The sequence below is a fragment of the Saccharothrix obliqua genome, from assembly GCF_019375475.1.
Taxonomy (GTDB): domain Bacteria; phylum Actinomycetota; class Actinomycetes; order Mycobacteriales; family Pseudonocardiaceae; genus Actinosynnema; species Actinosynnema obliqua.
This window is the reverse complement of record NZ_JAHXGQ010000002.1, coordinates 770,294-794,740: the sequence shown is the minus strand read 5'-3', so window position 1 is coordinate 794,740 and position 24,447 is coordinate 770,294. Positions and strand designations below refer to the sequence as shown.

Below are 24,447 nucleotides of genomic sequence, written 5' to 3'. Positions count from 1 at the left end.
TCAGTTCTTCCTCCGCCACGCTGGGGAACTTCTACCCCCACCTCGACGCGAGGCACGCCCAACTACTTCCGTAACAGGTGATTCTTGTTCATCGCAGTGGAGACGTGTTCCGTAACATATGACTGGCTTGCGTTCGGCGAGACTAGGCCCAAACGCACTCTCATGCCGCGGAGCGAGTGTTGGAACCCTTGGGTGCTCGTGCAGTTGGAGTTGGCCGATGTGTGACCAGCGCGCCCTCACCTCTGCGGGAGATCGACGGGCTGGAACTCGCCGGTAGTGGCGTGACCGGGTCGGTGCGCACGATCGGCCGCCTCGTGGCCTGCCTCGGTGCAGGTGGGAGCGAATAGCCCGGCTGGAGTAGCCCTCGGGTGCGCGAGGTGCTCGACAGGCACTACCCCAACAGGATCGCCCGCGTTGTCGACCATTGGGGTGACGAGGACGACTGACCGTTCCCTCCCTGCGGCGCCGGCCGGTGCCGCAGGGAGGACCTGGCGGGCTACGACGTCGCAGTCCGGTCCACCGGTGTCGTCACCCGTGCGGCGTTGGACATGCCGCGCATCCGGGCGCGCGTCGCCGATCTCGGCTTGGTGCCGCACGGCCTGGACGCCCGGCTCGGCGTGACCCTGAGCGCTCTGTCCCGCGCCCCCAACCACCGCACGGTGTCGCTGACGACGCTCGTGCGCCTGTCCCGGCTGCTCGACCTGCCACTAGACGACCTGGTCGTCGCCCTCGACCCGCTCACGCGCCCACCCGGCGCAGGGCAGCAGTGCTCGGCGAAGCCGCGCGGGAACTGCCGGGCGACGAGATCTTGGGTGCGTCCTCGATCGAAGTGGGCGTGGGCCTCCACGTAGCGCCAGAACGCGGCGTGCTCGGTTCCCCGGCGTCGGCGAGTTGGGCTGCGGCTTCGCTGGCCTTCTTGACAGCACCCGCATGCTCGCCGAGCCAGAGGTCGGTCGCCGCCGAGACCTCGGCGCTGGCACTGGCGACGTCGCCGCCTCCACCGGTGCTGCGGCCGGGGCCCGCCCTCCGGCGAGGCCCCGCCGCAGTTGTTGCCCCGGCCAAAGTGACCCCGTGCGTTTCTGGTTGCCAGAAGGCAGCGCAGGCACGCAGGGTGCCTTCCCAGCCGTGGTCGTACGGCGAACGGCGGCCCACGGGCAGTGCCGAGATGCGCGGTGGTGCGCACCAGTCGCACGGACAGAACGGCATTTTCGATGCTGCTTGACACTTGGTCGTTCTCACACCTACCGGAGACCGGACGCACATGAAAGTTGAGGGTGGTTCGCATCGAACGGCGCGGCAGTCGCGATCCCTCGTCCAAGTGCGCCAAAGCGCGCTGGCAGTATCCGGAGGGTCGGACCCGACAGTTGCGCTTCGCTGTCATGCTGGGCACGTGGACCATCAGCCGAGTACGTCAAAGGCTCGTCGCCGCGCACGTCTGAAGCCGCTTCGATGGTGGTGGGTCGGAGCCTCCGCTGTGATCGTCGGTTGTGTTGGTATCGGTATCGGCTGGTGGTTGTGGGAGCAGACGGGCGATCTAAGCGGTCCCGACTTGATGCGGGCCAGGGCAGAGGCTGTACGCATCGCTCTGACGGCCTCTGCAGGGACCGGTGGTGCGCTTGCCCTATTGCTGGCAGTGCGGCGTCAGCGCTCCACCGAAGTGGCGTTGGAGTTGCAAGATGTCGATCTCGAACAGAAGAGGGACGCTGCAACTGATGCTCGCCACGACGCGGCAGAACGCCGAATCACCGACCTCTACATCAAGGCGGTCGAGCAACTGGGTTCGAACAAGGCGCCAGTGCGGCTGGGTGGACTCTATGCATTGGAACGCCTCGCCCAGGATTATCAGAGCCACCGGCAGACAATCGTTGATGTCATTTGCGCCTACCTGAGAATGCCTCACGAGGCGTCCGGCAACCTGGAAAAAGGTGATGTACCTGCCCCCGTGGAGGATGCAGATGACGCGGCGGTGGCAGCCCTCCCGGACCGGGCGGTGATCACGACCATACGAGGTCAGGAACATCAGGTGCGACTCACCGCTCAGCGGATCCTAGCTGCCCATTTGAGGCCGGATTACGACCGGAATGGTATTCCTGTAAATCCGAAGTATTGGCCTGACACGGACCTCGATCTAGCGGGCGCTACACTCTTTGCGCTTAATCTGAATCGATGTCACGTGCGCCATGCCAATTTTGGATCTGCCCGGTTCGATGGGAGCGCCGTATTCGAGAGGGCCAGGTTCGGGGGAAATGTCAGTTTCCGGGCAGCAGAATTCACGCGCGACGCTCGGTTTGCCCAGGCCAGACTGAGTGCATACTCCGACTTTCGTGCGGCAGTGTTCGGTGGAGATGTGAGGTTTTCCAAAGTCAAATTCGGCGGATACGCCGACTTTCGTGGGGCAACATTCGGTGGCCGAGCCGACTTCGAGGGGGCTGCTCTCCCGAAAGGGTCAGGATTTGGTGCTGCTCGTACCCGTGGCGGCGGCGATATTCCCTCCATATGGCCAACTGGATGGGTACTGTCGCCAGCTGGCCGCGATGGATGCCTCCCTGGAGATGAAGGCGGCTGGTACTGCCTCATCCGTGCTAATGGAAGTATTGCATCGGAATAGCTTATAGGGAGGTTTCTTGATCTGATCGGTGTTCCTGGGAGTCTGAAGCACTTTCTCAAGGCGGTGAGGCTTCGATCAGGAGAGATGGTCTTCGGAACGTCAATGGCCCACCTGTCCGCGGCGGGAAGTACACCAAGGCCGAGAACACTGCGTTCTCCGCCGAGCACCTCTCCGCCCAAGCGATCTGCGCCCACAAATCAGGTAACCTCACGCAGTCACCGGGCACCGTCCTGCTCGACGGCCAGGTCCTCCTACCTGTTGAAAGCGGGAACGAGCTGGAGTGCTCGATTGGCCAGAAGCTTGATCAAGGCGGGTGTGCGCAGCGCCATGGTGGCGGCTACGTGTGACAGCTAGCCAGGCGCCCTCTACGCACGTGGCGCCCGTCGAATCCTGAAAGACGATGAATCTGCCTGACAAACAACCTCGCCGCTGGCTACCTCGACACCCGGCAATGCCTTGTGGCACCCAGGCCCGCTTCACCCTTCGCGCGGACGGACCGCTCCTTGCGGCCACCCCACGTGACGCTGCGCCTGTCCAGCGTCTGCGCTCCGGGCGCGGTGGGGGTGGAACAGGAATACGCCCCGGCAACCCGCTTCGAGTTGACTCTGCGTTGGCGGCGACGCGAACGCCGGTTGCAGGGCTAGCTTGAGCGTGCTGGAGGTTAATCTTCGTCCTCGTCATAGTCCGCGATGGTGCTGGTCCGCCACAGCAGGATTCGGCAGTGTCCGGCGGTGTTGGTGACGTGTCCGGTGTAGACGCCGGCGCCGCCGGGGAGTGTGAGGTCGGTCTGTTCTCCGGTCGGTGTGCCCAGCACGATCAGTCCGCTGGGGCATTCGACTTCGAAGGTCGGGGAGTGGGGTTGCGATGGTTGGGCGGTGACGGTGAGCGTGATGGTGATCGGTTGGGTGTCGGTGGGGCAGTGGATGTACAGCTCGGAGCCGGTGGAGTGGATGCCGTCGCGGCGGGCGGCCGTAACGGCGTTCGCGCTGTCGGTTCCGGCGTCGTTGTCCGCGTCTCTCAGGGTGATCAGCTTGTAGGCGGGGATGAGGGTGAAGTCGAGGTGAGCGATGGGTTCGGTCATCGGTGCCTCCAGGGTGAGGACGGGTCGGGCATGGCCCGCCATGTTGACGGTAGCGGGCCACGCGCGGCGGTCGGGTCCTCGGTCAGGGACTGACCTTCACGTAGAAGGCGTCGTTGTCCAGGATGCGGTTGGCCCCGTAGAAGTTCGCGAGCTTGGTGCCGCCGGCACCGTTGTGGTCGCCGTTGATGGGTCGGGCGGATCCGTTCCACGTGTAGGGCTGGTTGTTGGTCGAGGTGGCCGAGCCCTCGTAGGTGGATTGGAACGGGTACTCGTCGCATTCCTGTCCACCCGCGGCATATCCGTCGCCCCAGATGTTGCGGCAGATACCAACCGAAGCGCTGTGGTTGCTGGAGCGCTGTGTGGCGTCCATCAGGCGGTGCAGGGGCCTGGTCTCGCCGGGGACGTTCTTGCCCAGCGAACTGGGGAAGGTGCGCTCGGTGTGGTGCAGGGCGTCGTCGACGTGCCGGGCTTCCTCGTCGATTCCGGCCCCGGTCAGCGGAAGGACGAGGGTCGGGGTGTGGTCGAGGAAGACGGTGCCCTTGTACTTGCCGTTGCCCAATGCCGAGCCGGCGGAGTCGAACCGGACCCTGTTGACCTGAGAGGAGGAGTCGACCAGAGGACGGGTGCGGCCATCGCGGTACTCGGCCACTATCCCGATGGAAGCGTCGAAGCCGACGGTGGCGAAGGGCGCAGCTCCCGCCGTGTCCGGAGAGGTGACGCTGATCGTGTCGATGTGCGGCTGGTAGTACCAGTCACCGATGGTCTTCTCCACCTCCTGCGGGCCGGTGCAGGTCAGGTCTGTGCGGCTTGCGCAGCCGGTGAAGGTCACGGTCAGCAGGCTCCATTGGTCGTTCAACTGTTGAGACTGTTTGGCGTTCTCCACCGAAATGACGTAATCCACGCGCCTGGTGCCGTCGTAGGCGAAGGCCAACGTCCACAGGTCGAACTCGAAGTGCCCCTTGGGTTCCAGGGTGTTCGTGTCGTACAGGGTGATGTACTTGGATTGGCGGTGGCACTGCTCGAAGCGGCTACGTGCCCAACCGCGCTGCCCGGCCGCCTCGTTGCGGTGCGCTTCGCAGTCCTGTCTCAGGTCCGCAGCCGCGGCGGCGGTGATGGGCCCAGCGGCCGGAGAAGCCGCAGAAGCGGGGACGATCGTGCCGGTGATCAGGCAGAGGGTTGCGACAAGGGAGTACAGGAGCTTGCGCGTCACTGGTGTCTCCAGGATGTCGAGGGCACGCCGGTAAATGCCGTGCCGGTGGTCGGTCGGACAGGCGGGTTGGCGTGCGGCGGATCAGCGGCGGATCTTCAGGCGCTGGTCGACGATCTGCTGGGCCCGCTCGACGAGTTGATCGGTCTCGTCGTCGGCGTCCTGCGCGGCCCTCTGGCCGGCCTCGGGGGCAGTGGTGGCGAATGTCCCCGGCTGCACCATCGGCTTGGTCACGTCCCAAGAGGTGACGTACTGGGCGGTGCCGCCGGATGCCGTCGACACGGCTGTGTCGAAGCGCCAGCAGTAGTCCGGATGGGCGCCGATAGAGCAGTCGCCTGCCGGCGCGCGCACCGACGTCGCTGCCCGATCGAACCGCACGAACTGGTAGTTCCCGTCGAGGAACATGACCCTGTTGCGGGTCTGCGGGAACGAGGAAGGCCCATACATTCCCGTCAATAGCCAGCCGGTCATCAGGTGGTGCGAGGATGGCGACGGCTGCCCGCCGGTGGTACCGACGTGCACGTAGTCGTAGAAGATGTCCCAGGTGGTGCAACCGCTACACGACGGGATCGCCATGAAGGTGTGCACTTTGAGGTCCGAGCCGCCTGCGGCGGTTCCGATCGACCGGTAACCGGAGAAGTTCGTGTAGTCGATCCAGTACGGTTGGTAGGTCGTCGCTGTACCCTGTCGCCGCACATCAAGGCCGAAAGCGAAGGACTTGGTCATCAGGTCGTCGGTGAAAAATTCGGTTTCGTTGTAGAAGTCCACCGGCCAACTCGCCGCCCCGCCGAAAGTAACTCCGGGATAGGCGAATGTGGCGAACACGCCGTACATGTACTGGGACTGGTCGGCACACATCTGCGCCACCGCGTCCCGTGGCTGGCGCTGGCAGGCACTGGACTCCGCCGCCGCAGCTGGCACCGTTGTGGTCGCCGGCAGGACTGTCGCGAGCGCCACTGCGGCAAGCAAGGACCGCGTACGTGTCAACAACCGCATCCATCCCCCAAGGAAGCACGGACTTTTCCACACGGCCGTGTGGGTCCCACAACCTTATGAAGAATTCTCACGTACCGAGTCGGCTCGTAGGCGGTCTACCGAATTGCCCAACCTCCGGTGCGCCCTGTGAGCAACAGTCGAACGCTCGACCGTTGTGTCTAAGTCGACCTACAACATTCGAGTGAGAGGGACATCCCGTACTTACCGACCGTGGCTGGCGGCTCGAGCTAGCGCGGCGATCAGGCGGTCACGCGCCGCGGTCCATCCGGGATCGGTGCGCGTCGTGGACGTGGAGCTGTCGGGGGAAGGGTCCTCAAACGGGGAACCAGGGGTGGTCTCCATCGTTTGCTCCTTCACGTAAGGGGGACGGTCCGCACCAGGGGCTCAGGTGGTGCGGACCGTCGGGGCCGGCGACGGCGCTTCGACGGGGGCGAGCCCGGGGAACACGCCTCCCCGCGCAGCAATCGCCGGCCGGCGGGCACGGTGCGTCCACACCCTGGACTGGGGGGTGGCGGTCGCACCGGGCATGGCTGAGGTCCTTTCGCTGGAGACTGGTAGGGCGACCGGTTCGGTCAGCCGCCGCCCAGCTCGGGTCGGTTGAGCGTGCTGCCGTTGGGCAGGTCGAGGAGTTGTCGAACGCGTTGAACGTCGGGATCTGGCAGATAGGGCAAGGTGCGGCGGAGTCTGCGTCTGCCGGCGGCTTCGTCGCCGCCCAGCCACAGTGCCCGGCCCAGGTCGACCTGCACGCGGGCCCGTTCCTCCTCGGCGTCGAGGGTGCCGAGCGCCTTGTCGGCGCGGGTCAGGTAGTTCACCGCCGAGTCCAGGCGACCCACTTCGGTCATCAGCGTGCCGAGCCGGGCCAGGGCACGTGCGATGCCGTCGGGGCGGGCGTGGCGGACGTTGAGTTCCAGCACCTCGTCGGCGCACTCGATCACCCGGTGCATCCGGTGCTGCGCCCGGTAGGTGGCGGCCAGCGAATGGAGGGCGTCCGTGTGTGGTTGTGGGTCGTCGAGCAGTCGCCGGATGGCGAGTTCGTGTATGCCCAGTCCGGCCGCCGGTCGCAACCAACCGCGGTGGCGCAGGACTTCCGCTCCGGCCCGGAGCGCGCCTGCCAGCTCGCGTGACGACGGGCGTTGCACGGCCAGAGGTGCGGCGCACTCGTAGAGCCGACGGGGCCAGCTCTCCTCCACGTCGTCGGGTAGCGCCCGCCACACGTGACCCAGCAAGGCGATCCCGATGTCGTCGGCCTCCAGCACGGCGGCGACCACCTCGTCCCCGTGTTCGGTGATCCACCGCCGAACACCTTCGGGTGTGTCCGGGCCCAGCAGGGGACCGGCGCGGAAGGAGCCGGGGCCACCGGGCCTGTCGGTCGGTGTGGGCCAGGCAGGCCCTGGGGTGACGACGTCACGGACATCGTGACCGAGCATTCGCCGTGCGCGCACCACATCCCGCAACAGCCGCCTGGCCTGCTCGCTCACCTGCCGCCGTCCTTCCCAACGGGCTGTGCCCGGTCCGCCTGGTCGTCTCGTCCGTGTGAGAACTCCGGGGGTGCAAGGGCGTATGTCTTGCACCCGGAGAACGCGTTCCGGTTGGTCCAGCGCGTCGTGTCAGGTCGAGGCCCGGTTGCCGGCGGGCCCCTCGACGGGCGACTCCGCCGGCCGGTGCACTCGGTACTGAAGGGCGTCGCGGATCGAGGGCGCGTAGATCAGACTCAGCCGGGTCTGGCCGCCTTCGGCGAAGAACCGCAGCGAGTCCTCAGGCCGGACGGTGCTCACCGTGTGGCCGTCGTCCGTCGCTACGACCCTCGTGGAACCCGGGAAGGAGATACCCCACCCGATGATCCACGCTTCGTGGGTCCCGAGATCCTCGGCCCCGATCGCGAACAGCGTCGGCACGTCGTCCGCGGCGAAGATCGCCAGCCTTTCATCTCCCCACAGACCGGAGACGGGTATGTCCGCAGCGGTGGCGGGGTTGGTCTGTTCGCATCGTTGACTCACGTGTTTCGCCTTTCACGGTTACCGTCCTGCCCGCGCGGGAGCAGGCCGATAGTCCAATGTGGTCAGACGCTGTCGGGAACCGTCCGGGTCGGTAACCACAGACGTTCCGCGGCCGAGTGCCCGTTCGTGGGAGCTTCGATGACGAACCTGCGGCCGTGGGTGGTCGGCCGATTACGCGCACTGCCCACGTCGCTGCGACAGCAGAGGGCACGGGCGACTTGACGCATAGGGGTTCGGCAACCTCGACTTCGCACAGGGCACTTGCACCACATCCAAAGGTCCGGGAAGCGGGCCGGCCGGACATGGGTGCGGCGACCCCGGTGCTTCCATGACGAATTCCACCCAACATTGATCGGCAGCCAACGTCCACGTCGGCCACCGGTCGACTTCACGGCGTCGACACGTCGGCCGCCTCGTTGACCTGCGAGAACGCGAACCGGGTGCACGTACGCCGAACGGGTACGTCTGCCCGGACGTTCCGCGAGAGGCCGGTCGGGGACGGGTTCGGTGGGCCTGTCTTTCGTGCAAAAGCTCGCCGTGGACGTGGGATGCCTGGTGTTCCGCAGGTGCAGTTCAGGCCGAACATCGCCCGAGCGTTGAAAGCGCCCCTCGGCGAGTTGGATGCGCTCCTCGAAGAAGGTCCACGGCCGCGCCTGTATTGGTGTCCAGAGCGGTGACGTGGTTCCGCGCCACACGGCGGCACGCCGTTCTTCCGATCTGGTCACGATGAGCCGTCCGAACTACCCAGGGGCAGGGACAAACGACAGCGCTGACACCCATCAGTCCTGTCTTCCAAGTTCTTTGCTCGGGAACACTCCGGAGCTGCTGCCGGACACACCCGTCCGGGTGACGATTACATGACCTCTGACGTGGGTTAATCGGTACACGCTATGGTGGAAAGCCGACGGGGGTGGCGGAAATGGCACGTAAGCGAACGCGTTTGGTGAACAGACGTGCAGCTCTGGGCTTCACGCAGGAGACGTTCGCCCGCCGCGTCAAGGTGGAGCCGTCGACGGTCGGCCGATGGGAACGAGGGACGCAGGACCCGCAGCCGTGGATGCGTCCCGCAATCGCGAAGGCGCTGGGGGTGTCGATCGAGGAACTCGACGCTCTGTTGGCCGGAGAACCTCGGTCGCCCGTCCTGCCGGAGACCGGTGAGACGTTCGGTCCCGCGGTCGCCGAGCATGTACGGCGAAGCCAAGCGGAGTGGCTTCGCATCCGCCGCGCTGCCGGTGCCCGAGGGCGCGAGTTGGCCGAACTGGCCGCATGGCTTTACCCGGCTGGACAACGGGCGCCCGGTGGCCATGTGCTGGTCGGGCCGGGCTGGCTGTTGGACCAGCCTGTGGAACTGGAATCGGTTCGCCTGGAGTTCTCCGACGCCGAGCACCCGGTGCCTCGGCTCGATCCGGTGGATCACGTGTTGCCGCTGACCGCCCGAGGTGATCGCTACGCCGGCTACAGCCGGGCGGTGCGGGACCTCGTCCGGCCTCGGCTGCTGGAGAACCGGCTCAGCTACCGCCTTCTCGACGTATCCGCGTCCGACGGGCTGACGCTGACGTTCGGGACCACCACGTTCTTCGAGGTGTTCGACGTCAAAGAGTCTCTCGCTCACGAGTTCAAGAGTGCGTGGTACGCGGCGGGCGGTGCGATACCGCACTGGGACGCGCTGCCGCTGAGGTCGGCGATCGGCGACCCGTTCGACCCGTCACGGCTGCTGATGTCCCCGGGTATCAACACCCTCACCATCCGACGAAGCAGCACGGGCGACCACAGATTCGTCCTTCACGAGCGTGACGGAGCCGCTGTCGCCGACGGTCGCGACATCTGCAGTCTCATGCCGGCGGGGGAGTTCCAGCCCTCCTCCGTGTCCACTGTCGACATCCGCAACGACTTCTCCTTGTGGCGCAACATCATGCGTGAATACTCCGAGGAGTTCCTCGGCAACCCCGAACACGACGGCAACGGGGCCCGCCGCATCGACTACGGGAACGAGGAGCCGTTCGCGTCGTTCGAGCGCGCGCGCAACGAAGGGCGTTTCCGGCTGTGGCACTACGGCCTGATCATGGACCCGCTCAGGTTGGCGGCGAGCCAACGCACCGTCGCGGTGATCGACGGTGACGTCTTCGACCGGCTCTTCAGCGGCGTCGTCGACGCCAACGACGAAGGCCGCGTGGTGACGATCGACGGCAGGATCGGCGTTCCGTTCACGGCCGAGGCCATCGACCGGCTTGAGACGCGCCTGTCCTCCGGCGCAGTGACCCTGCTGCGCCTGGCCTGGCGGGATCGCCTCCTGCTCCTCCGCTGAGCCGCGGGGTGAAGAAGAGACGCCTCCTCCCGGCCAAGGCACGCTCCGCGGCGGGAGAACCAAAGGATAGGGACCGGGTTGAACAGGGGTTTTGCACCGGCAGCCTGGTAGTGGAGGCTTCTTTCCGGCTGTCCGCGCCCGAGTAGCGCCCGTCGGGCCGGGCTCCGTCCCGGCCCACTTGGGGTGTTCCCTCTCCGTACGGCCAGCGCGCCTACGAGTGGCGAGGTGATCGCGGCGGCCAGGCTGATGCTCGGGTCGGCGACCGGGGACGGGGTGCGGGCGTGGGTGGGCGCACCGGCCGCTGACGCGGTCGGGCTTGGTCAACCAGCGGGCGGTGGTTCCGGCTGTGGGGCGCCTGTGCGTGTCCGCGACGGCCTGCTCGACATCCCTGTCGGGCAGGCCATCGACGACGGTCCCAGCCGGTCCGCGCCTCGACGACGTCAACGTCACCTTCGTACCGCGGACACGGGCGCGGTACTTCGAGTACGCGCCGCTGTTCCACCTGCTGTCCAAGCGCGTGCCGGACATGTTCGGGCTGCCGTTGCTGGGCTCGCAGATCGGTCGGGTGATCGAGCGGCAGCGGGAGTGGACCGTGCCGGCGGCGGTGATCCGCGTGTCGTACGAAATCGGGCCGGGCAATCCCGGCGCGACCACCACGGCCGTCGCGTTCGTCTGGTGGGGCGACAGCGACCCGGCCCAGCACGAGAAGTGACCACGCCGTATTCTGCCAATGCCGTCACACAGGTCAGGCGTCCTGTTCGATGCGTTCGAAGATGTCGATGTCCGTGGCCTTCTGCCAATCGGGCAGGTCACTCCAGTCCGCGACGTAGGACGGCTTTGGGTCGGGGAAGTGCTTGTAGATCTGGCCGATCCAGCACAGCGCGACGAAGCGGCCCTTCTGGTCCGAGGTGAGCTTGGCGGTGGCGCCGTCGGTGGCCTTGATGAAGGCGAGGACCTGGTCGTACACGGCGGTCGCGGCGTCGCGTTCCCAATCCGGGGTCTCCTCCCACGGGGTGATGTAGCCGGGCTTGGGCTCGCCGGGGTAGTGCTTTGTGACTCCGGCGATCCACGCCTGACGGAACACGCGGCCACGGTCGTTCTGCATTCTGTCGTCCTCCATCATGCGGCGCGGTTGCCGACGAGTTCGGTGATCTCGGCATCGAGTCGCTGGATCTGCTGGTCGGTGAGCAAAGGGGCCAGGTTCGGCTGTAGGCCGCGCAGCTTGCGTGCGATGACTCCGGAGCCGGTCTGGCGGGCGGTGACCAGGGCGGCGTCGACATAGGTCGCGACCCGGTCAGGATCACGCCGGTGCACTCCGATCATCGCCAGGTCGGTGAGCACACCGGCTTTTCGACGGGCGGTCAGGTTGCCAGCCAGGGCATCGGTCAGGGCGGCCTCGGCGAGGTCGTAGCGGCCCAGATTGACGTAGCAGGTGCCGCGTTCCTCGGCTAGGCGTGAACCGTCGAATCGAAGCCAGCCACCGTTGTGAACCGGCCCCTGAAGGTGCTGGACCTCGGCTGCCGTGTCGAGTGCGCGCTGGCAGGCGTCCACGTCGCCGAGACCGGCGAAGGTTTCTGCCTGCACGGCTGCGATCCATTGCCGGGTCGAGAGTGCCGGATCGCCTCGGCGGGCCAGGGCGGCGGCCAGCTCCAGTAGCGGAGCGGCCTCATCGAACTGACGCTCGTACAGGGCGATGAAGGCGTGCCTGGTCAACGCGCAAGACCAGAGGTCCGGGGCATCGGCTTCCTTGCCTGCTGTCGCGGCAAGGGTGTAGCAGTGGGCGGCGTCGGTGTATCGGTCACCGTCGAAGAAGATCTCGCCCGCCAACTGGAAGAGGTCGGCGGACAGCTCACAGAGTCGCTGCCGGATGGCCGGGGTCTGCGGGTGCCGCAGGCCCGTCGACAGCACGTCGAGCTGTGCGCGGACGAGGGGAAGTACCTCGCTCTTGGTCGGCGCGAGTGCGTAGACCCGCCACAGGTGGCTGTTGAACTGGGCGAACTCGGCTGCCGCCGCGGAATCCACCGCGCCGGTTCGAGCCACCGCGGCAAGCCTGTCCACGTCGTCGAGGACAGGTTCGATCGCAGGCAACGCCAGCAGGGCACCGCTCATGGTGAACAGGCGCAGCAGGTCGCGACGGTCCATGTCGTCTGTCTCCGCGAGGTAGGGCTGAACAGGGACGGCCTCCCTTTCGGACAGCCTGCCACCCGTTCGTGGCGCTGCGGCTTCGAGACGGGCTTGAGCGCCACCGTGCGCGGTGGGCTGCGTGTCGAGCGGGCCTCCTGCGCCGGCATTCGCCGCTCGGGCTGGTACGGCGGCCGAGGGCGGAGCAGTCATCTGCCGGGATGGTGCCGGCGTAAGCAACGTGCCCAGCTCTTCGAGGCCGATCCCCAGCGCTTTCGCGATACGTGGCCTCCGGTACGGTAGCGGAGTCAGATCACCGCGCTCCCAGCGGCCCACGGTCGAGAACTCCACACCGACGGCTGCTGCGAGGCTTTCCTGGGTGTAGCCCATCAGCTCACGCCGCGCCGCGAACGCCTCTCGCCGGTCGCCCATGAACACCACCTCGCTCCGTCGGCCCGATGCCACGATAACCAGCTACCGGTCAAGTCTGATCACTCGCTCGGCGAGCAGCACCCGTTCGGACTACCGCCGCGCAAAAGGTGTTTCTGCAGGTCAGAGGCGGTGCCGCCTCGTTGCCGCCTCGTTGCCGCCGCGTCGTCGCTCTGGCAGCCGTTGATCATTGGAAGTTGACTGAGGTCGCTGCGGTCTGGGCGGGGTGCTGTCTCCAGCGACAGCCCGAGTGACTAGTAGTGCCTCACCAGAACGTGCGGCTCTGGATGTCCGATGGTCAGACCACCCTCCCTGTCGATGGGGAGTTTCCCGTTCACGCGGACGTGCTGGTGGGCGCGCTCGATGCGCAATCGTCCGCACGAGGCGAACATCGCTCGGGGCACCGGACTGGTCGACAGATCGCCGCTGGTGCCACTCCACCCTCGAACTTTCTGGCCGCTGCGTCGTCCGGCCCGGCATGGACGGCTCCGCCGCCAGCGCAGATCGTCCGAGTGCCGTTCGGCATGGCCGGATAAGGAGGGCCATATGAAGGCCAATGAGGAGAAGTGTATGGCGGACGGCCAGATCACCATCTCGCAGTCGTTCCGCTTCAGTGCCAGCCACGAGCTGATGCAGTTGCCGGCCAGTCATAAATGTCGCCGCAACCACGGCCACAACTACACGGTGACCGCCTCGGCGCTCGTGCACGATGACGCCCCCGGTGATCTGTCGCATCTCCGGGACTTTCTGGCCGCGACGTTTGACCACCGGTTGCTCAACGAGCAGGTCACCTTCCACCCGACGAGCGAGCTTCTCGCTGCTCACCTTGCCGGGTGGTTCCGGGACAACGTTGAGTCGGCGATGTCGGTCACGCTGGTCGAGATGGTGGTGTCGGAGACCGCGACCACGTCAGCACGCTGTGACGACGTCACCAGCCAGGTCACGATCTCGAAGACCTTCAAGAGCAGCCGCAGCGACGTCACGCTGGTTCTTAGGGCGGACGGGCTCAACAAGGTTGGGTTCATCACCGATTTCGGCGACTCGAAGCCGTTCGAAACATACCTCCAGGCGTCTGACGCCGACGCGGGGCTACGTGCTGCTGGCCCTGCGCTGGTGGCCCACCTGGCTGGATGGTTCGTCGACAACGTCGAACCGGAGACCCGCGGCCGACTCGTATCCGTACGGGTCGACTCGGGGATGACCACCGGTCTGTGGGAGCGAGGCGATGCCTCGTGAACACGCTGGCCTTGACTCCCGGACGTGTAGAGGGTTCCGCAATTCTCACGGAGAAGTTCGAGTCGTTCCAGGGCGAAGGCCCGTGGGCCGGGCAGCGCTGCGTGTTCGTCCGGTTCTCCCGGTGCAACCTCCGGTGCGGCTACTGCGACACCCCAGAGAGCTGGGACTGGAGCAGATACAACCCGGCCGACGTCAGCGACAGAGTCCCTATCGCCGAGCTGGTGTCGTGGGTGCTTGAGCGCGGCGTGGACATGGTGGTGATCACCGGCGGGGAGCCGATGTTGCAGCAGCCCGCCATGGCTGCACTGGCCCGCGGCCTGCCGGATGTTCGGGTGCAGGTCGAAACCAACGGCACGATTGCGCCCACACCGGAACTTGCCTCCTTGGTCGATCTCTGGGTGGTGAGCCCAAAACTTGCGAACTCCGGCATGGCCTACTCCACCCGAATCAAGGCCGATTCCTTGTCGGCGTTGGTTGCGACGGACCGCGCGGTGTTCAAGTTCGTGGTCAGCGAGCCTGACCGCGACTTCGACGAGATCGCCCAGCTCGTCGAGGAGCACCGGCTGGCTCCGGTGTGGGTGATGCCGGAAGGCACCACCCAGGAGAAGGTTCTGGCCGGCATGGACGCGCTCTACGGCCCGGCCACTGAACGTGGGTGGAACGTCTCCACCCGCCTGCACATCCTGACCGGCGCGAGGTGACACCGACTCCCAGACCGAGCACTGAATCAGGCGTTTCCCAGTGCCAGCACCACAACCTCGGTGACGTCCCTTGGGGGCACGTGTTCCCAGGGCCTGACTGAGACCGCCCTGATGCTCGTAGTCGCCCTCGCTGCGTTGGCAGGTTGCCCAGAGCTTGCGTGCCGGGGCTCACCACCAGCCTCCGCTACTGACGTCCTTCACCCACTTATCAAATTCGGAAGCGAGGCGGAATCCGCGACCAACACCCTCGACAGACCGGCACCCAGCAAGGCGAGGGCGTCAGCCCGTAGACCTCGATGTGCTGCGCGGGGTGCTCGACCAGTCGCGTGTCACCGCATGGTCTGGAACGACGATCAGCAGGACCGAATCTCATGACGGACTCTGGCTCCGCCTGACTGTGACCGACCCGCGTGTGCCGAACCGAGATCCACGCCGACGTCCCACCCGAGGTGTGCGATCCAGTAAGGGGATGGTGGCGCATGGCGCTGGTCGACGGCGACACGCTGGTCTACCTCACCGCCCGCCAACTGGAATCCGGCGACGAGGTGCGCTGGGAGTTGGGCGCGATCGACGTTCGGCCGCCTCCGAGCAGCTGTGCAGGCCATAGGGCCCTCTGTGGCGCGGCGTTTGTGGGTGACGTAGGAGTAGAAGCATGGTGACCGCGGTGGTGTTCGACGTGGGCGAGACGTTGTTGGACGACTCGCGCGAGTGGGGTGCGTGGGCCGACTGGATCGGCGTGCCACGTCATACCTTCTCGACCGTGCTGGGTGCGGTCACCGCTGCCGGACGGGACAACGCCGAGACGTTCCAATACTTCAAGCCGGGCTTCGACCTCGCCCGCGAACGGCGGCTACGGGAAGAGGCCGGACTGGGTGAGCGCATCGAGGACGGCGACCTCTATCCCGACGTCCGGCCCGGCTTGGCGCGGCTGCGGGAGCTCGGCTTGTGGGTGGGGGTGGCCGGGAACCAGACTTCCCGCGCGGCGGAGCTGCTGCGTGCGCTGGGCCTGCCGGTGGACCAGGTCGCGACCTCGGGCGAGTGGGGTGTCGCCAAGCCCTCGCTCGAGTTCTTCGCGCGCGTCGCGGAGATGGTGCCCGACGGACCCGGTGAGACCGTGTACGTGGGTGACCACCGGGACAACGACGTGGTGGCGGCGAAGGCGGCGGGGTTCCGTACGGCGTTGATCCGGCGCGGTCCCTGGGGGTACCTCTGGGCTGACGATCCACTGGTGCGTCGCGATGCCGATTGGGTGATCGACTCCCTGCACGACCTGCCCGACCTGCTGGCTCCGCACTAAGCGTTCGGTCGGGCATCAACGAGCACGGGCCCAGGCGGCGAGTTCGAGCAGTCCCGTGCTCGGGGCGCTGTGAGTACGCAGCAAGGTCGACAGCGAATGGCGGACCTGGGGATGGGTGCGGGTGTGTTCGGGCGCGGCCTGGCGGGCGGCCTGCAGACACAGGTAGGCGTCCTCGTGACGGCCGAGCGTGAGCTGGGCGCGGGCGAGGTCGATGAAGTAGTGGGAGCGACGTTCGGCGGGCAGGGTGTCGGGCGGGTGCCAGGCCGCCGCCCGTTCGATCCCCAGGGGATCGCGCAGTTCGACGGCGACGGCCAGTTCGTGGATGCGGAGGGAGGCAGGGCCGAACGCGGTGCCCTGGTAGACGCCTTCGGGGACGGCGGTTGCGGCGCGGCGGGCTTCGCGCAGGTGGTCGGCGGCGCGATCGGGCTTGCCGGCCCGGCCCGCGACGACCGCCGCGCGCATGTGCAAGGCGCCGAAGGCGGCCAAGGCCGAGGCAGTGTCGAGGTCGGGTACGCGGTCGGCGGCAAGTTCGAGGGCGCGGATGGCAGCGTCCAGGTCTCCACTGGCGAAGAAGTTCTCGGTGCGCACGTACGCCACCGCGGCAAGCAGCAGTGGGTCCTCGGCGAGCCGGGCGGCCGAGCGCATCAGGTCGATCAGCCGTGCGGACAGGTCCAGGTAGCCGAACTTGAAGGCCACGCCGTCGGCGGCGCGCAGCGCCAGGGTGAGCAGGGCTGCGGCGTGGCGACGGTCGGCGGTGGCGCCGAGCTGACGGGCACGGGCGAGTTCGGTGATGAGGGCGGGTAGGCGGCGGGCGAGGCTGCCGTAGCGGGATTGCAACCGGTCGTCGCTGGCGCGGGCGATGTCGCCGTGAAGGTCAGCCGGGGTCCTGGTGAGCCCGTCGTCGGGCAGGTCCAGTCGGTCGAGGGCGCGGCGCAGGCGCGGGATCGCGGCGTGGATGACGTCGACCTCGGCGACGGGTTCGCGCTCGTGGCTGTCGCTGGTGGGTGGTGCCGGCGGGATCAGCTCAACGCCGATCGGTGCTGGGGCCAGGACCGCAGCCGAGGTGGGCTTGCTGGAGCGCCGGGCAGTGCGGCGCAACAGGACGTCCAACTCGTCCAGGGAGACCTGCAGGGCTCGGGCGAGACCGGGTCGCTGCCACGGCTGAGGCGATTGGACGCCGCGTTCCCATCTGCCGATGGTGGTGCGCTCAACCTTCAGCGTGACGGCGAGACTTTCCTGGGTGTAACCGGCGGCTTCGCGAGCAGCGGCCAGCGGAGTGAGTAGCCGTGCCACCATCGCGCGTCCCTTTCCTCCGGTCCCTCCATAGCGCACGGTACTCGTTCGTTTCCGCAGCGTCGGCCGGTGTCGGCCCATGCGTGCTCACCCGCCAGGGAAACCCCAAATCCCTGATCAGGCGGGGTGCCGCCCCGTGGACGCCTCGCAGCCGCCGCACGGTCGCTCTGGTGATCGCGGTGGGCGAGCCCGTTGACTGGCCTCGGGCCTGCGATGGCCCACCCGACGACCGGTCACCGCAGGCCGTTCTCGATCACGGACGCCTGACTTTGCGGGAAGTGAGCTGGGTTCGGTGCAGATGCACGAGGTGATACTGCCGCAACCGCCCCTGTCGATCGACTGGTCGAGCACGGTGGTCCGCTGATGGCGCACAAGATCACCGTCGAGCACTCGTTCGAGTCCGGACACCGGCTGCCGCACCTGGGTGGCAAGTGCGTGAGCCTCCACGGCCACTCCTGGTCTGCCTCAGTGACGGTGACCGCCCCGGAGCTGAGTCCCGAGGTGACCGTGGTGGAGTTCGGCGCGCTCAAGGTCGGGCTTCGGCGGTGGATCGACGAGCACCTCGACCACGCCACGATGCTCGGCGCGTGCGACCGGCTGATCGAGCCGCTGACCGCGGAGGGCAGTCGAGTGTTCTGCTTCGGGGTTGAGCGCCCGGCGGACGTTGCCGAGCAGTTCGCCCGCGGGCTGCCGTGGCCCACCGTTGAGGCCGTCGCGGTCCTGCTGGGGCGGGTCGCCGAGAGCGTCTTGACCGGGCTTCCTCGCGCTGACGGCGCGAGGGTCGAGCGGGTCTTGGTCCGCGAGACCCGGCTCAACGCCGCCGTCTACGAGCCCTCGGTGCCGCGATGAAGTACCGCAGGCACCGACCGTCGAACACGGCAGGCCCGACCTGACGTGCCCATTCGACACTATCAAGCCAGCGGAAGTCCGCGAAGGTCAGAGGGTGACCGCGGCGGGCAGGCGTCCGAGTACGGGCAGCGGGACGAAGTTCTCGGCGTGGTCGACGCCGATGCGCGCGCCCCACAGCCGGGCGAGGTTCTCGGCCATCGGGCCGAAGTGTTCGGCGATGGGCTGGGAGGCGTGCACGGTCAGGGCGCGTTGCTTGGCGGTCCAGGTGGTGGTGATGTCGACGGTGGTGTGCGCAGGAACGGGGCCGTCGAGGGTGAGGCTGTTGTAGGTGTCGGTGGCGTAGACCCGGCGTGGTTTTCCGGTGGCGATGACAACCTCGGGAAGGGCTTCCAGCACGGCTTCGGCGATGCGCCGGTGGTCGGGGTGCACATCGCGTAGCGGGTGGGTGAGCACGACTTCGGGGCGGGTGTCCAGCAGCAGTTCGCGTACGGCCGCCGCCGTGGGCTCGTTGATCTCGTGAAGCCCCGCGCCGAGTACCGCGGCCCCTGCGGCGGCCTCACTGGCACGCGGCTCGGGGTGGCGTGGGACGGCGATGGTGACGTCGGCTCCGGCGGCGGTGCAGAGGGCGAGCGTGCCGCCTGCCCAGAGTTCGGCGTCGTCGGGATGGGCCATCACGGTCAGGACCGAGCCGGGCGGGATGAACGCGGTCGCGGTCACCGGCGTCACCACAGTCCAAGCTTGTCGATGACCTCGGCGGGCGTGGGCAGGGGCCGGCTGCTGTGGCCGGTGGGCAGCAGGGGCAGGGCGAGGTCGGTGCGCATCCTGATCAGGTCGCGCCAGTCGAGGAGCTGGTCCCAGGCTTCGGCGACGGCCTTGCCCTTGGCGCCGGTGAGCCGCCCGGCGTCGGCCAGTTGACCGAGGGTGAGGCCGCCGGCCAGGAGCTTGGCGGCGGTACCCGTCCCGACGCCGCGTACGCCGGGGATGTTGTCGGCCGGGTCGCCGGTGAGGGCTCGGAAGTCCGCCCACTGGGCCGCCTGGACTCGGTAGCGGTCGAACACGGTGTCGGGCTCGATGTGGCGGCGGCCTCGCTTCATGGTGGTGTTGAGCACCCGGACGCGGTCATCGATGAGCTGGTAGAAGTCGCGGTCGCCGGACATGATCCACACCCGGCGCTCGGGGTCGTCGCGGCGGACGTGGGTGACGAGGGTGGCGATCACGTCGTCGGCTTCGGCCGTGTCGATCTCGATCCACGCCAGCTCGTAGGCGGTCAGCGCTTGCTGGACGTGCGGGATGGCGCGGATGGGTTTGAGCGCGGCCTCGTCGAGGCCGCGGTTGGCCTTGTAGTCGCTGTCGGTGGCTTGGCGTTCGGCAGCGCCGTGCTGGCCGTCGAATACCACGATCACCTCCGGCGGGGAGGTGAACTCCTCGCGTATGGCTACTCGCAGTAGCGCGAAGAAGGCGAACTCGGCGGTCAGATCGCGGGTCTTGTCGCGCGAGTGGATCGCGGCGGGGAAGCCGAAGGCTCCGCGCCAGAGCAGGTTGTGGCCGTCGACCAGCAGAAGTGGGACATCGGTCATCACCGCACCGCCTTGAGGAAGTCATGGGCGACTGTGGTGGGCAGATAGTCCCGCGAGCGGTAGTACGCAGCCCGTGATAGCGCTGAGTAGCGTACCGGATCGTCGAGGAGGACTTCGGCGGCAGCCCAGAGCCCGAACTCGCCGTGGGCGCGGGGCACCACGATTCCGCCCGCTCCGTCGTCGGTGCCGATGAGGGTGGGAAGGTTGTCCACGTCGAAGGCGACGACCGGGGTGCCGACGCTCATGGCCTCCAGGGCGATGAGGCCGAAGGTCTCCTTGGTCGAGGGCACGATGACCACGGCGGCGTTGGCGAGCCACGGCTGAACCTGGTTCCAGGGCAGGCCGTCGTCGCGGACGCTGCCCATGAGCAGGTGGGCGGCGGAGTGGGCGCAGTGGCGGTACTCGGCGGCTTGTGCGCCGGCGGTGTGCTCGAACCCGGCTTCGGCGAGGACGACCTCGATGCCGCGGTCGACGAGGCGGCCTGCGTCGAGCAGGGCGCGGACGTTCTTCTCCGGCCCGAGCCGGGCCAGCACACGTACGGGTCCGCCCTGCCGTAACGCCTCGCGCTGGCGGGTGTCGGGCGCGTTGTGCTCGTCGAGCAGGGCGTTGGGCACGGTTCGCCAGCAGGTGCTGTCGTAGCCTCGGGCGTGGGCTTGTCCGAGAACCGTGGTCGACGGCGCGACCACCAACTCGGCGCGTTGCAGTGCGGGCACGAGGTCCTGGTCGTGGCCGACGACGTGCATCGCGAGCACCGTGCGTACGCCGTCGCACTCTGGGGCAAGGCGTCCCAGCCCCCACAGGGCGTCGACGTAGACGGCGATGTCGACGCGGTGGCGGTGGTAGAGGGCGCGCAGGTCGGCGGTGATGATCTCGTCCTGGCCGTGGGTGCTGATCGCCTCGCGCAGTTCATCGTCGTCGGCGGGGAAGGTGACCCCGACCGAGCTGAGCACCACCCCGTCCATCTCCTCATCGGTGGCGTGATCGGGTTCGGTGGCGGTGATGATCAGGGCGCGGTGTCCGAGCCGGCGGAGACCGTGGGCGAGGGCGGCGGTGGCGCGTTCCATCCCGGCCGGGGCGTCGTGGGTGTAGGAGGCCAGGACGAACGCGATGGTCAGCGGTTTGCCGGCGTCAGGCATGGCTGGTCGCCCGCTTCGGAAGGGGTATGTCGGTGGTCGGCTGATCGGGGCGTTTCTCCCAGGGAAAGCTGACCCAGTCCGACACGGTCCACACCGAGTAGTCCGGGCAGGTCTGCGCCCCGGTGTTCAGGCACAACGTCGCGGTGATCACGCGGGCGTCCGGGGCGAGGACCGGGGTGAGGAGGTTGCGGAGTTTGTGCAGGGTGGCGCCGCTGCCGCAGATGTCGTCGACCACGAGGATGGTGCCGTCGAGCTTGCGGCGGCTGAGGCCGAGGTCGCGGCAGAAGGCGTCGAAGTCGACGGTGACCCTGCCGGTGGCCTGCCGGTAGAGGCCGTCGTCGGCGTTGTGCCGGGCGTGGACGCTCCTGGGTTTCACGCGGAGTCGGCCGGCGAGGATGCGGGCGGGGGCGACGCCGCCGTTGGCGATGCCGATGACGTGGTCGACCTTCGGGTGATCGCGGCTGATGGCGGCGAACAGCAGCAGGCAGGCGTCGCTCAGGGCCTCGGGGGTGACCCTCCAGATGCGCTGGTGCTCGAACACGCGCTGTGCGGTGCGGTTCATGCTGAACCGTCCCGTTCGGTCACGGCCAGGCTGACCGGCCCGGTCAGGGGGCGCAGGGCAGCGATGGTGGTGGTGTTCTGGGCGTTGCGCCAGACCTGTCCGTCGGCGCGCACGACGGTGAACCCGGCGGCGTCGGCGCGGGTGCGGAGCCGCACCGGGACCGGAGTCGTGCCGAGCGCGGCGACCAGGTGGCGGGCGTCTTCGTCGGGCACTTGTTCGGCGGTGGCGAGGGGAGCGCCTTCGCCGAAGGGCAGGTACTGCAGGACGGTGACGCCGTGGACGCCGAGACGGTCGGCCAGCTCGACCAGCGCGGGTAGTCCGGCGGCGGTGGAGCGCATGAGCACGGTCTGGATCTGGGTCGGGATGCCGTGGGCGAGGGCGGCGCGGGTGCCGGAGACGGCTTTGGCGAAGCTGCCCTCGCCGCGCCACCGGTCGTGCCGCTCGGGGTCGGGGCCGTCGAAGCTGACCCGGATGGCGTCGACCCGGCGGGCGAGGGCTTCGGCGCGGCGGGTCAGGTGGGTGCCGTTGGTGGTGACGCTGACCGCGCAGCCGCCGTCGACCAGCACGTCGAGCAGGGTGGGCAGGTCGCGGATGAGCAGCGGTTCGCCGCCGGAGACGTCCACGCCGAGTACACCGGAAGAGGCGATCCTGGCGGCGACCTCGGCGCGCTCGCCGCGGCCGAGTTCCGGGACTGTCTTGTCGTCCAGGCACTGCGGGCAGGCCAGGTTGCAGCGCACGATGGGCGACCAGCACACGCTGACCGGCATCACGTCGCCCAACTCGCCGGGGTGGACTTCCGGTAGCGAGGTGATGCCCTCGTGGGCCAGGGCGGTGCGTCCGGTGAGGATCGGCTGGCCGGTTCGGTGGGTCAGACCGGTGAGCGGGTCGTAGACGACACCGGTCCCGCCGCGCGTGCCGGAACCGACCATCCGGCGCGCCGAGGTTCGGCCTGTGGTCGTGGTTGTCGTGGTCATGGGCGTCCCTCGCAGTGGGTGAGCAGCTCGGACATGGATGAGATGAAGGCGTGGGTGCGGCCTCGCGGCGCGGGCAGCTCCAGCAGCTCGCGGTAGCGGGCCAGCGTGTGCGGCCAGCCGGCGAGCTTGTGCTGCCACTGCTCAGCTGCGTCGGGCGGGTCGAGGTGGAACCCGACGGCCTGGCGCAGCGGGATGACCAGCAGCCCGGCGGCGATCAGGCACGCGCCGAGGTAGGTGTCCTCCATGCCCCACCCGAGGCGGCCGAACTCCGGGTCGAAGCCGCCGACGTCCAGCACGGCGGCGCGGGGTACGGCGACCAGGGCGGTGACGACCATGCGGGGCAGGTCCCAGTCGTAGTAGGACTGCCCGTACCCGAGGTCGATGAAGTCGTGGGTGTCGTCCAGCGGTCGGCCGTCGAGCGGTTCGGGCAGCGTGATCCCGCTGTAGGGCAGCACGACGTCCGGCGGTGGTCGCCACACGACCCGGTGGTCGGCGGCGAGGTTCGGGATGCGGCCCAGGATCGCCGCGTCCTGCGAGTGCACCTCGTAGCGCAGGTTGTGGCGGAAGCCGACCAGCACGCTGGTGTCGGTGGCGCGAGTGGCGACGTCGTTGATCACGTGCGGCGGGATCACCATGTCGCCGTCGAGGTAGAGCACGGTTCGCCCTTTGGCGAGGGCGGTGCCGACGTTGCGGGCGGTGGCTGCGCCCATCCGCTGCGGCAACCGCACCAGCCGGTCGACCACCCGGTGCCGAGCGGCGACGTGGGCGGTGTCGTCGGTGCTGGCGTCGTCGACGACGATGACCTCGAACTCGTACTGATGGTGTTGGGCGTCCAGGGCGTCGAGCACGGTGGGCAGGCAGTAGCCGACCTGGTGGGCGGGAATGACCACCGAGACGGTGCGTGCGGACGCCAGCCGGCAGTCCGACGGGGTGGGCTCGTGCCAGCCGACTCCGTCGGCGAGGGCCTCCCACGTATGGGTGGTGGAGCTGTGGTTGTTGCCGTGCCGCAGCAACTCCTCCCGCAGTGGCAGCTGGCCGGGGGCGAACTCGGACGTGGTCACAGCCAGCCCCAGCCGGACAACACGGCGCTCGTCCCAGCCCAGTCCACGGGGTCGGGTAGCAACGTCAGCGACAGCGGCGGCGCGTGGTCGAACAGGCACTCGGCGGCGGTCAGGTACAGCGGCTCCAGCACCACCAACACGTGCCGCAACGCCTGGTCCCGCAGCTCGGTGGTCAGGCGCTCGGACACGCGAGCCTGAAGCCCTTGCGCTTCGCCGCGGGTGCGGAGCTTGCGCTCGTAGGTGCCCACGAGGTCGTCGGGGTGCAGCAGGCCGTGCGCGCCGGACAGGATGCGCAGCCGTGCCCGGTGTTCGGTTGAGAGGTGGTTGCGCAGGCGGGGCGTGAGCGCGCCTTGGTACAGCTCCAGCGCCGGGACCGGGGTCGTGGTGACCAGCTTCTCCCGACTGCAGGAGACGATGATCAGCCCCTGCTCGGGATCGAGTCCGCTGCTGGGAGTCACGGCTGGCGCACCACCCGCATCCCGATGCCCGGCGAGGCCAGCTCGGCGGGCGCGGCGTTGAGGAAAGTGGTGCGCGCGTACAGCGCGGGCGAGGCGTAGGAGCCGCCACGCAGCGTGACGCCGCCGCCCATCCTGGCGCGGGCGGTCCACTCCCACACATTGCCCGCCACGTCCAGTAGTCCCTCCGGGGTCGCCCCATCGGGGTGGGCGTCGACCGGGCTGGTGGTGTCGAGGCCGCGGTCGCGCAGGTTCGCCAACTCGGGTGTCCAGTCCTGGTCGCCCCACGGCCAGCGTCGCCGGGCGGTTCCGCCCGCCATCCACTCCCACTCCGCCGAGGTCGGCAGCCGCCCGCCCAGGGCGCGGGCGCTCTCGGCGGCCTCGGCATGGGTCATCCCGGTGACCGGGTGCAGCCCGCTGTCACCACCGCGCTCGCCGCGAAGCTGGGCGTAGGTGATCGGGGTGCGCGTCCACAGCAGCGTGCGGATCTCTACTGGCCGGGCGTCGTCGCCGAACCGGCATGTCCCGCCGGGTACCTCGACCCACTCGATCTGCATGGTGG

24 protein-coding genes are annotated in these 24,447 nt (G+C 68.2%); 8 read left to right on the top strand and 16 right to left on the bottom strand.

The features are described 5' to 3' along the window. Nucleotides 1-548: 548 nt before the first annotated feature. Both KZQ38_RS09525 and KZQ38_RS09520 read left to right on the top strand, forming a co-directional pair. Nucleotides 549-851: a hypothetical protein gene (locus tag KZQ38_RS09525; protein WP_219440267.1), complete on the top strand. Its 303-nt coding sequence runs from the start codon at nt 549-551 to the stop codon at nt 849-851. A gap of 623 nt (nt 852-1,474) precedes the next feature. Continuing rightward, entirely contained in the window at nt 1,475-2,608 is a 1,134-nt protein-coding gene (locus KZQ38_RS09520; protein ID WP_219440266.1) for a pentapeptide repeat-containing protein, read from the top strand. 661 nt (nt 2,609-3,269) lie between these two features. Here the strand turns inward: KZQ38_RS09520 and KZQ38_RS09515 are convergent. The 5 genes from KZQ38_RS09515 to KZQ38_RS09495 all read right to left on the bottom strand — a co-directional run bounded on the left by KZQ38_RS09515 (nt 3,270) and on the right by KZQ38_RS09495 (nt 7,787). Beyond that, nucleotides 3,270-3,689: a hypothetical protein gene (locus tag KZQ38_RS09515; RefSeq protein ID WP_219440265.1), complete on the bottom strand. Its 420-nt coding sequence runs from the start codon at nt 3,687-3,689 to the stop codon at nt 3,270-3,272. A gap of 82 nt (nt 3,690-3,771) precedes the next feature. Next, on the bottom strand, nt 3,772-4,899 hold the full coding sequence (locus KZQ38_RS09510) for a NucA/NucB deoxyribonuclease domain-containing protein (protein WP_308258318.1): 1,128 nt from the start codon (nt 4,897-4,899) through the stop codon (nt 3,772-3,774). Between the two features lie 81 nt (nt 4,900-4,980). Then, a complete protein-coding gene (locus KZQ38_RS09505) occupies nt 4,981-5,853 on the bottom strand; it encodes a hypothetical protein (protein WP_219440264.1) in 873 nt (290 codons plus the stop codon). A gap of 611 nt (nt 5,854-6,464) precedes the next feature. After that, on the bottom strand, nt 6,465-7,160 hold the full coding sequence (locus KZQ38_RS09500) for a tetratricopeptide repeat protein (protein ID WP_219440263.1): 696 nt from the start codon (nt 7,158-7,160) through the stop codon (nt 6,465-6,467). A 339-nt stretch (nt 7,161-7,499) separates the two neighbouring features. Continuing rightward, on the bottom strand, nt 7,500-7,787 hold the full coding sequence (locus KZQ38_RS09495) for a hypothetical protein (RefSeq protein WP_219440262.1): 288 nt from the start codon (nt 7,785-7,787) through the stop codon (nt 7,500-7,502). A gap of 1,021 nt (nt 7,788-8,808) precedes the next feature. Here KZQ38_RS09495 and KZQ38_RS09490 point away from each other — a divergent pair. Together KZQ38_RS09490 and KZQ38_RS09485 are read left to right on the top strand one after the other, a co-directional pair. Then, the gene (locus tag KZQ38_RS09490) at nt 8,809-10,194 is read left to right on the top strand and encodes a helix-turn-helix transcriptional regulator (RefSeq protein WP_219440261.1); all 1,386 of its coding nucleotides are present in this window, start codon (nt 8,809-8,811) and stop codon (nt 10,192-10,194) included. 346 nt (nt 10,195-10,540) lie between these two features. Then, the gene (locus tag KZQ38_RS09485; RefSeq protein ID WP_219440260.1) at nt 10,541-10,906 is read left to right on the top strand and encodes a hypothetical protein; all 366 of its coding nucleotides are present in this window, start codon (nt 10,541-10,543) and stop codon (nt 10,904-10,906) included. Between the two features lie 33 nt (nt 10,907-10,939). On the opposite strand, the gene KZQ38_RS09480 is transcribed toward KZQ38_RS09485, so the two are convergent. Then, the gene (locus tag KZQ38_RS09480) at nt 10,940-11,299 is read right to left on the bottom strand and encodes a hypothetical protein (protein ID WP_219440420.1); all 360 of its coding nucleotides are present in this window, start codon (nt 11,297-11,299) and stop codon (nt 10,940-10,942) included. 14 nt (nt 11,300-11,313) lie between these two features. Continuing rightward, a complete protein-coding gene (locus KZQ38_RS35975; protein ID WP_257900987.1) occupies nt 11,314-12,747 on the bottom strand; it encodes a helix-turn-helix domain-containing protein in 1,434 nt (477 codons plus the stop codon). 543 nt (nt 12,748-13,290) lie between these two features. On the opposite strand from KZQ38_RS35975, the gene KZQ38_RS09465 reads away from it, so the two are divergent. The 3 genes from KZQ38_RS09465 (at nt 13,291) to KZQ38_RS09455 (ending at nt 15,978) form a co-directional block, all read left to right on the top strand. Continuing rightward, on the top strand, nt 13,291-13,980 hold the full coding sequence (locus KZQ38_RS09465) for a 6-carboxytetrahydropterin synthase (protein ID WP_219440259.1): 690 nt from the start codon (nt 13,291-13,293) through the stop codon (nt 13,978-13,980). Continuing rightward, the gene (locus tag KZQ38_RS09460) at nt 13,977-14,681 is read left to right on the top strand and encodes a 7-carboxy-7-deazaguanine synthase QueE (RefSeq protein ID WP_219440258.1); all 705 of its coding nucleotides are present in this window, start codon (nt 13,977-13,979) and stop codon (nt 14,679-14,681) included. Before KZQ38_RS09465 ends, KZQ38_RS09460 begins: the two co-directional genes overlap by 4 nt. Nucleotides 14,682-15,333: 652 nt before the next feature. After that, complete coding sequence (locus KZQ38_RS09455) at nt 15,334-15,978, top strand: HAD family hydrolase (RefSeq protein WP_219440257.1); 645 nt, start codon at nt 15,334-15,336, stop codon at nt 15,976-15,978. A gap of 15 nt (nt 15,979-15,993) precedes the next feature. Here KZQ38_RS09455 and KZQ38_RS09450 read toward each other — a convergent pair whose 3' ends face one another. Beyond that, nucleotides 15,994-17,274 carry a helix-turn-helix domain-containing protein gene (locus KZQ38_RS09450; RefSeq protein WP_257900986.1) on the bottom strand — a complete coding sequence of 427 codons (1,281 nt, stop codon included), beginning with the start codon at nt 17,272-17,274 and terminating at the stop codon, nt 15,994-15,996. Nucleotides 17,275-17,634: 360 nt separating this feature from the next. On the opposite strand from KZQ38_RS09450, the gene KZQ38_RS09445 reads away from it, so the two are divergent. Next, a complete protein-coding gene (locus KZQ38_RS09445) occupies nt 17,635-18,120 on the top strand; it encodes a 6-pyruvoyl trahydropterin synthase family protein (RefSeq protein WP_219440256.1) in 486 nt (161 codons plus the stop codon). 87 nt (nt 18,121-18,207) lie between these two features. On the opposite strand, the gene KZQ38_RS09440 is transcribed toward KZQ38_RS09445, so the two are convergent. From KZQ38_RS09440 to KZQ38_RS09405, 8 genes are all read right to left on the bottom strand, one after another. Then, entirely contained in the window at nt 18,208-18,837 is a 630-nt protein-coding gene (locus tag KZQ38_RS09440) for a PIG-L deacetylase family protein (protein WP_219440255.1), read from the bottom strand. A gap of 5 nt (nt 18,838-18,842) precedes the next feature. Continuing rightward, on the bottom strand, nt 18,843-19,697 hold the full coding sequence (locus KZQ38_RS09435; protein ID WP_219440254.1) for a 5'-3' exonuclease: 855 nt from the start codon (nt 19,695-19,697) through the stop codon (nt 18,843-18,845). Continuing rightward, nucleotides 19,697-20,761, bottom strand: coding sequence for a glycosyltransferase family 4 protein (locus tag KZQ38_RS09430; RefSeq protein ID WP_257900985.1), 1,065 nt, complete (start codon nt 20,759-20,761; stop codon nt 19,697-19,699). Before KZQ38_RS09430 ends, KZQ38_RS09435 begins: the two co-directional genes overlap by 1 nt. A gap of 64 nt (nt 20,762-20,825) precedes the next feature. Continuing rightward, nucleotides 20,826-21,395 carry a phosphoribosyltransferase gene (locus KZQ38_RS09425; RefSeq protein WP_219440252.1) on the bottom strand — a complete coding sequence of 190 codons (570 nt, stop codon included), beginning with the start codon at nt 21,393-21,395 and terminating at the stop codon, nt 20,826-20,828. Then, on the bottom strand, nt 21,392-22,369 hold the full coding sequence (locus KZQ38_RS09420) for a radical SAM protein (protein ID WP_257900984.1): 978 nt from the start codon (nt 22,367-22,369) through the stop codon (nt 21,392-21,394). Before KZQ38_RS09420 ends, KZQ38_RS09425 begins: the two co-directional genes overlap by 4 nt. Continuing rightward, nucleotides 22,366-23,430, bottom strand: coding sequence for a glycosyltransferase family 2 protein (locus tag KZQ38_RS09415; protein ID WP_308258317.1), 1,065 nt, complete (start codon nt 23,428-23,430; stop codon nt 22,366-22,368). Before KZQ38_RS09415 ends, KZQ38_RS09420 begins: the two co-directional genes overlap by 4 nt. Next, nucleotides 23,427-23,888 carry a DUF6884 domain-containing protein gene (locus tag KZQ38_RS09410; RefSeq protein WP_219440251.1) on the bottom strand — a complete coding sequence of 154 codons (462 nt, stop codon included), beginning with the start codon at nt 23,886-23,888 and terminating at the stop codon, nt 23,427-23,429. Before KZQ38_RS09410 ends, KZQ38_RS09415 begins: the two co-directional genes overlap by 4 nt. After that, entirely contained in the window at nt 23,885-24,442 is a 558-nt protein-coding gene (locus KZQ38_RS09405) for a formylglycine-generating enzyme family protein (protein WP_219440250.1), read from the bottom strand. The genes KZQ38_RS09410 and KZQ38_RS09405 overlap by 4 nt, the downstream gene beginning before the upstream one ends. Nucleotides 24,443-24,447 lie beyond the last annotated feature (5 nt).